This window comes from Pseudidiomarina woesei, from assembly GCF_001418345.1.
Taxonomy (GTDB): Bacteria; Pseudomonadota; Gammaproteobacteria; order Enterobacterales; family Alteromonadaceae; genus Pseudidiomarina; species Pseudidiomarina woesei.
Window position 1 is genome coordinate 1 of sequence record NZ_LIPW01000005.1, and the last position, 12,575, is coordinate 12,575.

14 protein-coding genes are annotated in these 12,575 nt (G+C 47.7%); 3 read left to right on the forward strand and 11 right to left on the reverse strand.

The annotated features are described in order from the left end of the window. Positions 1-651 precede the first annotated feature (651 nt). The 6 genes from ASC40_RS08480 to ftsY all read right to left on the reverse strand — a co-directional run bounded on the left by ASC40_RS08480 (position 652) and on the right by ftsY (position 6,862). Positions 652-1,092 carry a hypothetical protein gene (locus tag ASC40_RS08480; RefSeq protein ID WP_055439378.1) on the reverse strand — a complete coding sequence of 147 codons (441 nt, stop codon included), beginning with the start codon at positions 1,090-1,092 and terminating at the stop codon, positions 652-654. After that, on the reverse strand, positions 1,093-2,805 hold the full coding sequence (locus ASC40_RS08485; protein WP_055439379.1) for an RHS repeat domain-containing protein: 1,713 nt from the start codon (positions 2,803-2,805) through the stop codon (positions 1,093-1,095). Positions 2,806-2,987: 182 nt separating this feature from the next. After that, the gene (gene rpoH / locus ASC40_RS08490; RefSeq protein WP_055439380.1) at positions 2,988-3,854 is read right to left on the reverse strand and encodes an RNA polymerase sigma factor RpoH; all 867 of its coding nucleotides are present in this window, start codon (positions 3,852-3,854) and stop codon (positions 2,988-2,990) included. A gap of 129 nt (positions 3,855-3,983) precedes the next feature. Continuing rightward, a complete protein-coding gene (gene ftsX / locus ASC40_RS08495; protein ID WP_055439381.1) occupies positions 3,984-4,964 on the reverse strand; it encodes a permease-like cell division protein FtsX in 981 nt (326 codons plus the stop codon). A 3-nt stretch (positions 4,965-4,967) separates the two neighbouring features. Next, the gene (ftsE, locus tag ASC40_RS08500) at positions 4,968-5,642 is read right to left on the reverse strand and encodes a cell division ATP-binding protein FtsE (RefSeq protein ID WP_055439382.1); all 675 of its coding nucleotides are present in this window, start codon (positions 5,640-5,642) and stop codon (positions 4,968-4,970) included. Further along, positions 5,639-6,862 (reverse strand): signal recognition particle-docking protein FtsY, encoded by a 1,224-nt coding sequence (ftsY, locus tag ASC40_RS08505; RefSeq protein WP_055439383.1) that lies wholly within the window; start codon positions 6,860-6,862, stop codon positions 5,639-5,641. Before ftsY ends, ftsE begins: the two co-directional genes overlap by 4 nt. 87 nt (positions 6,863-6,949) lie before the next feature. Here ftsY and rsmD point away from each other — a divergent pair, with 87 nt between their 5' ends. Beyond that, the gene (gene rsmD, locus ASC40_RS08510) at positions 6,950-7,573 is read left to right on the forward strand and encodes a 16S rRNA (guanine(966)-N(2))-methyltransferase RsmD (protein ID WP_055439384.1); all 624 of its coding nucleotides are present in this window, start codon (positions 6,950-6,952) and stop codon (positions 7,571-7,573) included. After that, positions 7,574-7,867: a DUF1145 domain-containing protein gene (locus tag ASC40_RS08515; protein ID WP_245622248.1), complete on the forward strand. Its 294-nt coding sequence runs from the start codon at positions 7,574-7,576 to the stop codon at positions 7,865-7,867. Position 7,868: 1 nt separating this feature from the next. On the opposite strand, the gene ASC40_RS08520 is transcribed toward ASC40_RS08515, so the two are convergent. Continuing rightward, positions 7,869-8,483, reverse strand: coding sequence for a YjaG family protein (locus tag ASC40_RS08520; RefSeq protein ID WP_055439385.1), 615 nt, complete (start codon positions 8,481-8,483; stop codon positions 7,869-7,871). A 115-nt stretch (positions 8,484-8,598) separates the two neighbouring features. On the opposite strand from ASC40_RS08520, the gene ASC40_RS08525 reads away from it, so the two are divergent. Continuing rightward, complete coding sequence (locus ASC40_RS08525; RefSeq protein WP_055439386.1) at positions 8,599-9,525, forward strand: pyridoxal-phosphate dependent enzyme; 927 nt, start codon at positions 8,599-8,601, stop codon at positions 9,523-9,525. Between the two features lie 8 nt (positions 9,526-9,533). On the opposite strand, the gene ASC40_RS08530 is transcribed toward ASC40_RS08525, so the two are convergent. From ASC40_RS08530 to ASC40_RS08545, 4 genes are all read right to left on the reverse strand, one after another. Continuing rightward, entirely contained in the window at positions 9,534-9,959 is a 426-nt protein-coding gene (locus ASC40_RS08530) for a VOC family protein (RefSeq protein WP_055439387.1), read from the reverse strand. A 39-nt stretch (positions 9,960-9,998) separates the two neighbouring features. Further along, positions 9,999-10,205, reverse strand: a complete 207-nt coding sequence (locus tag ASC40_RS08535) for a hypothetical protein (RefSeq protein ID WP_055439388.1) — start codon at positions 10,203-10,205, stop codon at positions 9,999-10,001. A gap of 105 nt (positions 10,206-10,310) precedes the next feature. Next, on the reverse strand, positions 10,311-11,474 hold the full coding sequence (locus ASC40_RS08540; RefSeq protein ID WP_055439389.1) for a cystathionine gamma-synthase: 1,164 nt from the start codon (positions 11,472-11,474) through the stop codon (positions 10,311-10,313). A 1-nt stretch (position 11,475) separates the two neighbouring features. Continuing rightward, a complete protein-coding gene (locus ASC40_RS08545; protein ID WP_055439390.1) occupies positions 11,476-12,447 on the reverse strand; it encodes a PLP-dependent cysteine synthase family protein in 972 nt (323 codons plus the stop codon). Between the last annotated feature and the right edge of the window lie 128 nt (positions 12,448-12,575).

Below are 12,575 nucleotides of genomic sequence, written 5' to 3' on the forward strand. Positions count from 1 at the left end.
ATAATATGTTGAACGCCATCTTGCCGAAGCCCGGCCTAGTCACGTGTCATCTCTCTTATGCTAGCTTAGTGAAATGACACAGAATTCTGAACACTACCGATACAGATCGTCAAACCGAACATAATATTGCTAAAAAAACGTTCGCGATATTACCCTGAGTACGCACCCTAAATTCATCAATTGAACCAAAGAATCAAAGAACCAAAGAATCAAAGAATCAAAGAATCAAAGAATCAAAGAATCAAAGAATCAAAGAATCAAAGAATCAAAGAATCAAAGGAAGAACGATATAATAAAAACCAATGTCAACACTTGTCTTGTTTTAATTACGGAAACCATTAATCTATCATCACTTTTATTTAAATATTTAGATAAATGATTACCTTTTGTAAATGCCTCATGCGCATCCTTGATTTTTCTGTTACTCAAGCTGAACGACCTATCTTCTATTGACAGTTTTGCCGCAAATTTCATGGACAAGTAATACTCAATAAATAAAATTATTACTAATCCGACAACGCAAAAGAAGGAAACAATCATAATATTAATAATAAGTTCGACTTAATTCCCATATGTAGTTCCTGAATTTAGCAGCCATAACTTTCGAATACTAGTCGGCTTACAACGCATCGTATTCCCCAAAAACTGATTTCAGAATTCGGTGCAGTCTTCAGTAATTTTTAATTTTTCAATTTTATCAAACCTTGGATTATACTTTTCGGTGTCTAATTCGACGTTAAGATTTTGCATTTCTGCATAGTTGCGAAACTCATCATAACTAAAGCGCTTAGATTGTAGATTAGTGACATTGATAACATAAACTTCTAAATCCCCCTGTAACGAGATGATTGCGCGCCCTTCACCACACTCAAAGAAATACGTGACTGCGCGAAGCACATATAAGTAACGCCGACGTCGCTGAGCGTCTAAAACATGTGGGTAAACAAGTGCTTCATCAGTCGCTGTGATATTGAGCATTTGCATCTCTGTTTCAGGCCACTTTACATATAAATCAGTGCCGCGTAAGTCATACTCAAGTGTATTCATATAAAAAAAAGTGAGCAGTAGCCCTATGATTATTATAATTCGCATTCAACCACCGCCTTCAGAATTTAAAGGAATAATTTGAGTATTACCCTGATAGTTTATCCAAAAGCTTGTGTTCATCCAGCCACTCGATGGCCGACCGAGCATTGTCGCAATGTTACGAAATAAATTTGTCGGAGAATTTACAGGATGCATTTCGTAATCATACTGTTGGTTGTAGATGCCAAAAGTACCATCTTGTCTATCTCTAACTGTTACTTGTCCATGCACAGCGTAGTCAGAACCTGTTACGCGACCCGTTGCACACATGCCATGATTGGTGTTACGACATACTGACCAATCACTAGTCAACTCTACCGTTAGTTTGCTCGCATCAACGTCAACGGATAAATTCGGATCTGAATTATTCTGATATATCCAGTCTGCTTCGCCTTTACTTGCAAAACGCCCCTTTTTACCAACTTCGTCAGCAACACGATTAGCTACACTCTGATGATGCACTTCATCATTAAACAACCGAGAAAAAGCCCCAGTTATCGCGCCATTAGCGAACTTACCGCCACTTAAACTTGATGCGGTACCGCCAACTAAAGCGGCAGCGGCTACGCGCCCTGCACTAAAGCGACTGCCTTTGTCTATTTTACCTATGGCCGGAGCAAAGGCTTGGGTAACGCCTGCGGCTGCGAATCCATGCCCAAACTTGCCGCCACTGAGCACATTCATGACGCCGCCGGTTATGCCGTGCATAAGCACCTTGCCGTAATAAGCACTGGTGCCCATGCTGACATCCATACCGCTAAAGGCTTCACCAACCCCATAAAACGCAGCGGCAGCAAAGGCGCCTCGCAATGCACCGGTGAGTATATTGCCACCATTAAAGCCAGCATTAACACCACCAGCTATAGCTCCTGCGGTGGCAGCACCATACCAACTGCTAGCAAAATACGTGGCACACGCTTGGCAATAGGCGTATAGAGCCGCAACGACAATCACACCAATAATGGGCTTAATTTTTTCCCACAGCTTACTGAAAAAATACCCACTCGGGTCGGTATAGCTCATGGGGTTGTTCAGCACATAGCTATAGCGGTTGTAGTTCTGGCTGTTCTTGGGTGCTTGCACAAACGGGTCGGCCTGCAAAAAGCGCCCGAGGGTGGGGTCGTAAATGCGCCCTTTCATGTGCACAATGCCCAAGGCATCCATTTGCCGATGCCCGGTAAAGCCCTGCTCGGTTGGCGGCAACATGCTGCCAAGTGCAACACCGCCTGCGGTGTAAATGGTTCGGGTTTGACCAAAGGCGCTAAATAGCTGCTGGCTGATTATCTCGCCAGTGGTGGCTAAGGTGGTAAACACCGAGCCTAGGTGGTCTTTAAAGAGCAAGTACGTGGCTTCCGTGCTTGTGCTTGCGCTTTCGCGCTGCACGATGACCACGTCATCCGCTACGGTGTAACGGTATTCGGTTAAGCTGCCGGCGCCGCCACTGCGGGATTTTTTCTCAAATCCGCCGACCATGTGTTTGGTGTAGGTTACGCTTTGATTACTTTCTTGTAAAACGTCTTGTTGATAGTACAGCGCGCCTTGGGCATCGTAACGCATGCTTGAGCTACTGCCATAACCGCTGATGTGGGTAACGCGGTCAGCACCGTCGTAAGTGAACGTACGGTCGCCATCACTGAGTACGTTGCCAAAGGCTCCACGGCATTTTGAGCACTTACCAAACTGCTGAATAAAATAGATAAGACAACAAGATAGGGGCATATCCGTTGCATTGAACTGTTCCTTTATGTGTTTTTTATCACCTTATTTAACATTTAAAACACATTCAAGTACTTTTTGTTCGCTTTTTATTCTTTCAATGTGACCAGATGCTGAATTTTATCCATAAAAAAAGCTCGAAGCTGTTATAACAACTTCGAGCTTTTAATGAATGTGTTCTTTACTTAAGCCATTGCCATACGCAATTTCTTCATAGCATTTGCTTCTAGCTGACGCACACGTTCGGCTGAAACTTGGTATCTATCAGCCAATTCTTGCAACGTGGTTTTGTTGTCATCGTCTAACCAACGGGCGCGGACAATGTCTTGGCTGCGCTCATCAAGGGTTTTAATCGCTGACAATAAACGCTGCTGCGTGTGTGATTCCCACTGCTCGTTTTCAACTTCTTCAGCTAGGTCTGAGCGCTTGTCTTCTAAATACTGCGCTGGTGAATAGGTAGAACCTTCGCGTGCGTCATCGTCATCTGAGCTTAACTCAAATGCTTGGTCATGGGCGCTCATCCGCGCTTCCATTTCCAACACTTCGTTGGTGCTAACACCTAAGGTTTCTGCAACTGTGTTCACTTCTTCTTGCGTAAACCAACCCAAGCGCTTTTTCATTTTGCGCAAGTTAAAGAATAATTTGCGCTGCGCTTTGGTGGTGGCAATTTTGACCATGCGCCAGTTTTTCAGCACATACTCATGAATTTCAGCTTTTATCCAATGTACCGCGAACGATACCAAGCGTACGCCAACCGCTGGGTCAAAACGACGTACTGCTTTCATTAAGCCAATGTTACCTTCTTGAATAAGGTCTGCTTGAGGTAAGCCGTAGCCAGAATAGCCACGTGCAACATGCACGACAAAACGCAGGTGAGACATAATCAACTGACGCGCAGCTTCTAAGTCTTCCTGTTCGTGTAAGCGTGTAGCCAGCTCCCGCTCTTCTTCTGCGCTTAGCATTGGAATACGGTTTACCGACGAAATATACGCTTCTAGGCTGCCACTGGCTTGTGGAACAGCTAATGCCATACTTGTCATTTCAGAGCTCATGCAACAACATCCTCTCTCGCTTGTGCCCGCACTTCATTATCCAGACACACATCAGACCACTTTATGATCTGAAAGTTCCTTCATTCTAGCAAACTTGACGCTGCTGACAATGATCAAATGGGGATCAAATTACTGCGGTTCAATGGTTCGTACATGTTTTCTTACAGCAATGTAAGAACCCAGCAAACCAAGACCAATGGCAACCAGCCATAACACCATCATTTCATTAAAGTTTAAACCTGATAACCGAAACTGGCTTTGGTACAACTCACTAATGTCTGCTACGGCACCCGATATCCACCAGATCACCATTGCGGTTGCTAACCACGCAATAAAACCGCCAACAAAACCATACCACACACCGGTATACAAAAATGGGCGTTGAATAAAGCCGTCGGTTGCACCAACGAGCTTCATGACCATGATCTCGTCACGCTTACTGTTGATATTTAACCGAATGGTGTTGCCCACTATGAGCACCACAGCGACACATAGCAACGTTGCCAAGGCCAATAAACCATCGCGTATAAGGTTTAACAGCGCCTCTAAGCGTTGCAGCCAATCTAAATCGAGCCGCACTTGCTCAACTTCGCGCTCGTTACTTAGCTGTTGCGCTAGCGCTTGGGCCTGAGCCGTACCGCGTTTGTTGGCAACGGGCAACACTAACAACACATCTGGTAGCGGGTTGTTTTCTAATGCATTCAAGGCATCGCCAAACCCAGAGGCCTCGCGAAATTCTTGCAACGCCTCGTTTTTATCAATCCAGCGCACGCTTTCAACATCGTTCGACAAACTTAACCGTTTGTGAAAGGTTGAAACTTCTTGCTGGCTTAAGTCTTTGCGCAGAAACAGCGTAATTTCTGAGGCATGTTGCCAATCAGCACCAATGGTTTCTGTGTTTTTAACCACCACATACAGCGTTGCTGGCAAGGTTAAACTTAAGCCTAATACGGCCATGGTCATGAGGCTTGCTAACGGGTAACGCGCTAGTTCACCAAGGCTTGCAACGGCTTGCTGGGCATTATGCACCCAAAACATGACAAAACGACGAAAGCCTGAAATTTTGACTTGTTGCGCGCCTTGTTGGCGACTACGGAACAGTAAACTCATTGCTTACCCCTCCTCTTGCAAGCCGTCGTTGATCATACGGCCATCGCGTAGCGTTAAGGTGCGGTAGCGCAGTCGCGCTATCAGGCCTAAGTCATGGGTAGCAATAAGCACTGACACACCAACGCGGTTGAAGTCTTCAAATAACTTAATGATTTCACTTGATAATTTCGGGTCTAAGTTACCGGTGGGTTCGTCGGCCAACAATAACGGAGGTTTGTTCACCACAGCGCGCGCTATACCAACACGCTGTTGTTCACCCCCCGAAAGCATCATGGGGTAATGGCGCAATTTGTCACCCAACCCCACTTTTTCAAGCGCCGCTTGCACACGCTTGCGAGCTTCTTGCATGCTGTAGCCTTCAATAAGCAATGGCAGAGCAACGTTATCAAGCACCGTTTTGTCCATTAATAGCCGGTGATCTTGAAAAATCATGCCAATATCGCGGCGCACATAGGGTATTTGGCGTACGTTGATACGCTTTAAGTCGTGGCCATTAATAAGCACTCGCCCAGCTGTTGGGCGTTCCATCATGCTAATTAGCTTAAGCAAGGTACTCTTGCCTGCGCCCGAGTGGCCGGTTAAAAAAGCCATTTCGCCGGGTTCAAGGTGAAAACTTACGTTATTCAGCGCTTGAAACCCACCAGGGTAGGTTTTGCTAACTTGCTCAAACTTAATCATGAGGTTTCTGTCTCGCTTAATTCGCGTTGAAATAGTGCGCCGACAAACTCTTTGGCAACAAATGGCCGTAAGTCGTCAATGCCTTCGCCAACACCAATATAGCGAATAGGAATATTAAATTGATCGGCAATGGCAAAAATAACACCACCCTTGGCGGTACCGTCAAGCTTAGTCAATGTAATACCTGAAACTCCAACGGCTTCAGTGAACAGCTTGGCTTGGCTAATTGCATTTTGCCCAGTGCCTGCGTCTAAGGTGAGCATAACTTCGTGCGGAGCGGTGTCGTCGAGTTTGCGCATCACCCGCACCACTTTTTTTAGCTCATCCATTAAGTGGGCTTTGTTTTGCAAGCGTCCGGCCGTGTCGGCAATTAAAACATCTACGCCACGGGCTTTGGCGGCTTCTACCGCGTCAAATATGACCGATGCGCTATCGGCGCCGGTGTGCTGGGCAACCACCGGAATATCATTACGTTGGCCCCACACCTGTAACTGTTCAACTGCCGCAGCGCGGAATGTGTCACCTGCAGCCAACATAACCGACTTGCCTTCGCGTTTAAATTGCTGAGCCAGCTTGCCAATAGTTGTGGTTTTACCTACGCCGTTCACGCCAACCATTAAAATAACAAAGGGCCCTTTTTGCTCGGCCGGAATCGTTAATGGTTGCGCCACTGGGGTTAAAATATCGGTCATGTTTTGCTGGAGGAGTTCATACAGCGCCGAAGCGTCTTGTAGCTGTTTGCGGCTGGCTTGCTCGGTCAATTGCTCAACTATTTTTAAGGTTGTCGGCACGCCAATGTCGGCTGTAAGCAATTGGGTTTCGAGATCTTCAAACAGTTCGTCATCAATTTTTTTGTCTTTGAAAATACCCCATAAGCCGTCGCCAATGGCACTTGAGGTTTTACGCAACCCTGCCGTTAAGCGTTTCCAAAGGCTTGGCTTCGACTGGGTTTCTTCCACCTGCGGTGCTGCGTCAGCACGCGACTCGGCGGTAACTTGCGCACAAATTTCGGCAGCATCGGGCGCTGCAACTTCAGCCATAGACGGCTCTTCTGGTAGCGGTTGCTCGGCTTCCAGTTCTGGTTGCGGCTCTGGTTGCTGTTCTGGTTGCTGTTCTGGTTGCGCCTGTGATTCTTGCTCTTGAACAGCGGTGTCTGCTGATGATTTAGCGTCGTCGTTTTTGTTTTTGCGAAACAACGAGAAGAAAGATCCTTTGGCCATGCCTGTTTTACCTTTGGAAGTTCTGTGCGGGTCAGTTTACAATGCCGCACAGTTTAACACGTCATTTATAAGAAGGCTTACTTTAGCATGCCGCGAAACACGCACAAGCAGAAAAGCAAGGGCTCTGGCGAGCTAAGAATTATTGGCGGGCAATTGCGCGGGCGCAAACTTGCCATTGCCGATGTTCCCGGTTTACGCCCAACCACTGACCGCGTGCGAGAAACCCTATTCAACTGGTTACAATTCGAGCTGCTTGATACGCGTTGTTTAGATTTATTTGCAGGTAGTGGCGCGCTTGCGTTTGAAGCCCTTTCACGCGGTGCCGCCCAAGTTATTTTAATTGAACAAGACACGCAGGCCGCGCGACTGTTAACACAACACGCAACAGCACTTTCGCCGGCTTGTTCAGGCCAAGCATTAGTGCAGCAAGCCGATGCACTGGCGTTTTTGCGCCAACAGCCTGCACAGCCATTTGATATGGTGTTTGTTGATCCGCCATTTGGCATGGGGTTAGCTGAGCGTTGTATTGAGCAATTGGTGCAACATAACTGGCTAGCTGAACAAAGCTGGGTTTACGTTGAAACGGAGCGCGGCTTGGTACCAACCGTGCCCCATAGTTGGCATTTGCATCGTGAAAAGCACGCAGGCCAGGTTACTTTCAGACTTTATCAAGTGCGCAGTGATGTTAAGCCACTTAACGAACAGGATTAAATGATGGGAATTGCAGTGTGGTTAGGGCGTTTGGTGTTTGCGATTATTTGGGGCGTTATGCTGGCCAACTTAGTGTCGCCGTTTGCGGGTAAGGGCTTCGCATTTTTTCTATTTCTGATGGTGCTGCTGATTGCCTTGCACCTTATTCAATTGCTGATGTTTGCAACTGTATACAAAGAACATATTCAATGGCGCCGCGGCGACTATTGGCAAATTGTTTTGTTTGGCGTTATTGGTTGGTTGGCCATAGTGCGCGCCCAACCAGCGCGCACCGCAAATAATGAAGAGTCGTAAACTACTCTTCTGCCATGCTAACGCCGATGTTGGATACGCCTTCGTCGGCAATCATGTCACGCACTTGGCGCACCAAGGTTTGCGATGGTTGCGCCTCATGCTCGGCCACGGTTTCTAAATAGTTCAAAATAGCCTGCTGCACTTCAATTTCATACTGCGCTAACTCATGCTCGCGAAGCAGCTTACGGCGCTCTTGCGCATCCATTTCAGCACCTTCTGTCAGCTCTAAAAACTTCGCTACGCTCGCTTGGGAAACCTTCGCAACGCTGACTAAGTCAGCACTGTTCTGATCCATAAGCCCCTGTAACAAGGTGCTTATGGCCGTGCATGCGTCCATGGCTGGGTACACGCCGAGCATGTCATGGCCATGCTCACTTGGCGTCACGTCATCGACTTTTTCTTGCCAACGGGCGAAATTCACTTTCACCGCTTTGCCCTGCCAAGCCCAGTCCCAACACGCATTCAACGCACCTTGTAGTGGTTTCGGGTCGCCAAAACCAGTAACATGATGGAATAATTCGTAGTTCGGTACCATGCGTTGGCACAGGTACAGTGCCATGACGGTTTGGTACGCCATGGGCAGCGCTCGAATGCGCTCAAAAGTATTCAAAACCATATAAACCCCTAAAGCGATATTAGCTATTAGATATTGGATATTAGCAAGAGCTCGAAACATCAGATCTAATATCTAATAGCTAATATCGATTTTGCTTTCAGGTAGTATACGCTTTATGACGATACAAGACGACTATTCCAAGATAACCGCAGCAAGCAAACGCATCGCCCCATACGTGCGCCGCACCACCGTGTTAGTCAGCTTAAAGCTGAATGAAGCGCTGGGCGCTCAGGTGTGGCTAAAATGCGAGCATTTGCAGCACACAGGCGCCTTTAAGTTTCGGGGGGCGTGTAATGCGCTGCTGCAATTAAGTGAAGAACAGCGAGCTCGTGGCGTTTATACCGTGTCGTCGGGTAATCATGGGGCAGCGCTAGCGGCGGCTGGCCAGCAATTAGGGGTTAAGGTTCGAGTTGGTGTGGCGGCGAATGCTTCTAAGTTTAAGCGCGACAATATGGCGCGTTATGGCGCTGAGTTAATCACTATTGACGCCGGCATGGCTGCGCGCGAGGCATTTGTTGCAGCACAAAAACCCACTGGGCGTGAATTTATACCGCCGTATAACCACGCACATATATGGCAGGGGCAAGGTACTGCGGCTCATGAGCTGATGCTTGAGCAGCCCGATTTAGATTGTTTGGTGGCACCACTTGGCGGTGGGGGGTTATTGAGCGGTACCGCAACGGCAGCCAAAGCCAATGGGGTGCCCAAGGTGTATGGGGTTGAGCCTGAGTTAGCCGCCGATGGGCAAGCCTCGTTTCGCACGGGCGTGTTACAGCCGGCCATGCCGCCAATGAGTGTATGCGATGGGTTGTTGACAAGCGTTGGCGATAAAACCTTTGCAGTTATTCGGCAGCGCGTTGACGATATTTTGGTCGTGACCGATAGCGAAGCCCTGGCGGCGCAAAAATTAGTGTTTGAATTGACAGAACAATGGATAGAGCCTTCATCGGCAACTGTTATTGCGGCTATTCAACGTTACCCAGAGCTATTTGCAGGGCAGCGCATTGGGGTCATTATTAGTGGCGGCAACTTAGCGCGCTAGCACTAGGGCTAGCTTGCAAACAATTGGTTTAGGTCGTTAAAGGCTTTAAATTCAAGTGCGTTGCCGCTGAAATCATAAAAAAACATGGTGGCTTGCTCACCAGGCTGACCTTTGAAGCGAATGTGCGGTTCAATAACAAACTCAATGCTAGCGGCGCGGACACGTTCAGCCAGCGCATGCCAATCGGACATGGTTAATACCACCCCAAAATGAGGCACCGGAACGGCATGCCCGTCAACTGGGTTATGGTGCGCCACGCCAGTTTTTTCTGGGGCTAGGTGGGTCACGAATTGGTGGCCGTAGAAATTCCAATCAACCCATTGTTCGCTGCTGCGCCCTTCGCTAAGGCCTAAAATAGCGCCATAAAACTCACGCGCTTTGGCAATGTCATGCACCGGCACAGCTAAATGAAACGGTTGAAGTGTTGACTGCATATTAACGGCGTATCTCGCTACTTGTTTTACCTAGTGTTATTACTTAATAGGCACCATTGGTGTTGACCGACGCCACATGCGAACCCCAACTGCGACTAACAAAATGGCCCAGTTGAGTGGTGGCAGAAGCCCACACACGAGTACGGCAAGCATATTCCACAACGGTTGGCGGTGATATTGCCCCACCAACACATAGAACAACAACGCGGCCACCAAACCTTGCATTAAAAATAGGCTAAGAGGCATAACTTTGTTCCCTTATTTTGCGCTTTTTCAGCGTCGTTTTAATAGTGGAACTTAGCCTAGCGTAAATTCATCAAATTGTAAAAGAGTGTTAAAGCGCCTGAAATATCAGGCGCTTAACGCTTTATCTAGGTCCGCTTTCAGGTCGTCTAAGTCTTCAATGCCTACCGAAATACGCACAAAATTATCCAAAATACCGAGTTTTTCGCGATTTTCTTTCGGAATAGACGCATGGGTCATAATTGCTGGGTGCTCAATTAAGCTTTCCACCCCACCTAGGCTTTCTGCTAGGGCAAAAATCTCGACGGTTTCAAGAAAACGACGGGCTTTTTCAAGGTCGCCCTTCAATAATATTGAGATCATGCCACCGAACCCTGACATTTGTTGCTTTGCTAACTCATGTTGCGGGTGGCTAGTCAGGCCAGGGTAAATCACTTTCTCAACTTGTGGGTGCTGTTCAAGCCACAGCGCTAATTCCATGGCCGCTTGGTTGTGATGCTTCATACGTAACGCCAAGGTTTTAACACCACGCAGCGCCAAGTAACTGTCAAATGGCCCCGCGACCGCGCCCACTGAGTTTTGCAAAAATAGCATTTTCTCGACCAGCTCGTCATTGTCGCCAACGACAGCAATACCGCCAACCATGTCTGAGTGACCATTGAGGTACTTGGTTGCCGAGTGCATGACAATGTCGGCACCCATTTCTAGCGGCCGTTGGTTGTATGGCGTTGCAAACGTATTATCCACCACCACAATCATGTTGTGCTTTTTCGCAATGGCTGCCACTGCTTTAATATCCACCAACTTCAACATTGGGTTGCTTGGGGTTTCAATCCAGATCATGCGGGTTTTTGGCGTAATTGCCGCTTCTACCGCGCTCAAATCAGCCAAATCAACATAAGAGAAGTTCAAACCTGCTGAACGCCCACGTACTTTATCGAACAAGCGGAAAGTACCGCCGTACAAGTCATCCATAGCAATCACATGGTCGCCACTGTCTAGCAGTTCCATGATGGTTGAGGTAGCAGCCATACCTGATGCAAAAGCAAGCCCCTGCTTGCCGCCCTCTAGGCTGGCAACAGCGCGCTCCCAAGCAAAGCGCGTTGGGTTGTGTGAGCGCGAGTATTCAAAGCCTTTGTGTACGCCTGGGCTTTCTTGAATGTAAGTCGAGCTAGTGAAAATTGGCGGCATGACTGCGCCGGTTGCCGGCTCTGGTGACTGGCCACCGTGTATAGCAAGGGTTGCGAATTTCATGTTCTTTGCATCTGCCATGTTACTTCTCCAACAGGTTCTGAGCGGCCATCCACTCGTCGTTGTATAATTTTGATAAATAACGGTTGCCGGTATCACAAGCTAAGGTCACTACGCGTTTAGCTTCAGTTTGCTCACGGCAATAACGTAACGCGGCGGCAATAAGGGTGCCGCTTGATGAACCCACCATGACGCCTTCTTTAACCAACAGCTCGCGCGCGGTATGAAAGGCTTCTTTGTCACTAATTGCATAGGCTTTGTTGGCTAGGTTAATTTCACAAATATCTGGCACGAAGTCTTCGCCAATACCTTCAACCAACCAACTGCCCGCTTCGACGGTTTCGTTGCGGTTAATCAGCGGCTCGAGAATAGAACCGTCTGGGTCAGCGAGTACTAAGTCAATGTCTGCGTTCTGCTCGCGCAGATAGCGGCCAATGCCCGACAAAGTTCCGCCCGAACCAACACCACATACAAACGCGTCTAAGTTGCCTTGCATTTGTTGCCAAATTTCGGGCCCTGTAGTGCGGTAATGGGCCGCCACATTGGCTGGGTTGGTGAATTGGTTAACATAAAAGTAGCCGTTTTCTTCAGCTAGCCGTGCCGCCATGTCTTGGTAGTATTCAGGATGGCCTTTTTGCACATCAGAGCGGGTGCGTACAACTTCCGCGCCCATGGCTTTGAGGTTGTTTACTTTTTCGGCTGACATTTTGTCTGGCATAACAATTTTCAGCGGGTAACCTTTGCTGGCTGCCACTAACGCTAAACCTAAACCGGTATTACCTGCGGTTGCTTCAATAATGGTCATTCCTGGCTTTAATGCGCCTGACTGTTCCGCGGCTTCTATCATGCTTACTGCGATGCGGTCTTTTATGGAGCCGCCTGGATTCATAAATTCGAGCTTGAGATATAGTTCACAAGGGCCAGTGTCGATGTTAGATACTTTGACCATTGGCGTGTTGCCAATCATTTCCAGAACATTTTGATAAACATGCATGATTATTTTGTCCGTTGTTTACTTTAAATCGCAGTATATTTTGCGTCGAATGACTGACATTATCGCACGACGGTATGTTTTATAGCAAAGCAAGCTATGGCAAAGTATCCACACATTTTGGAATAACA

Excerpts from the sequence above, each read along its gene's own strand:
- ASC40_RS08480 (WP_055439378.1), bottom strand. The coding sequence starts at position 1,092 with ATGCGAATTATAATAATCATAGGGCTACTGCTCACTTTTTTTTATATG.
- ASC40_RS08485 (WP_055439379.1), bottom strand. The coding sequence starts at position 2,805 with ATGCCCCTATCTTGTTGTCTTATCTATTTTATTCAGCAGTTTGGTAAG.
- rpoH (WP_055439380.1), bottom strand. The coding sequence starts at position 3,854 with ATGAGCTCTGAAATGACAAGTATGGCATTAGCTGTTCCACAAGCCAGT.
- ftsX (WP_055439381.1), bottom strand. The coding sequence starts at position 4,964 with ATGAGTTTACTGTTCCGTAGTCGCCAACAAGGCGCGCAACAAGTCAAA.
- ftsE (WP_055439382.1), bottom strand. The coding sequence starts at position 5,642 with ATGATTAAGTTTGAGCAAGTTAGCAAAACCTACCCTGGTGGGTTTCAA.
- ftsY (WP_055439383.1), bottom strand. The coding sequence starts at position 6,862 with ATGGCCAAAGGATCTTTCTTCTCGTTGTTTCGCAAAAACAAAAACGAC.
- rsmD (WP_055439384.1), top strand. The coding sequence starts at position 6,950 with ATGCCGCGAAACACGCACAAGCAGAAAAGCAAGGGCTCTGGCGAGCTA.
- ASC40_RS08515 (WP_245622248.1), top strand. The coding sequence starts at position 7,574 with ATGATGGGAATTGCAGTGTGGTTAGGGCGTTTGGTGTTTGCGATTATT.
- ASC40_RS08520 (WP_055439385.1), bottom strand. The coding sequence starts at position 8,483 with ATGGTTTTGAATACTTTTGAGCGCATTCGAGCGCTGCCCATGGCGTAC.
- ASC40_RS08525 (WP_055439386.1), top strand. The coding sequence starts at position 8,599 with ATGACGATACAAGACGACTATTCCAAGATAACCGCAGCAAGCAAACGC.
- ASC40_RS08530 (WP_055439387.1), bottom strand. The coding sequence starts at position 9,959 with ATGCAGTCAACACTTCAACCGTTTCATTTAGCTGTGCCGGTGCATGAC.
- ASC40_RS08535 (WP_055439388.1), bottom strand. The coding sequence starts at position 10,205 with ATGCCTCTTAGCCTATTTTTAATGCAAGGTTTGGTGGCCGCGTTGTTG.
- ASC40_RS08540 (WP_055439389.1), bottom strand. The coding sequence starts at position 11,474 with ATGGCAGATGCAAAGAACATGAAATTCGCAACCCTTGCTATACACGGT.
- ASC40_RS08545 (WP_055439390.1), bottom strand. The coding sequence starts at position 12,447 with ATGCATGTTTATCAAAATGTTCTGGAAATGATTGGCAACACGCCAATG.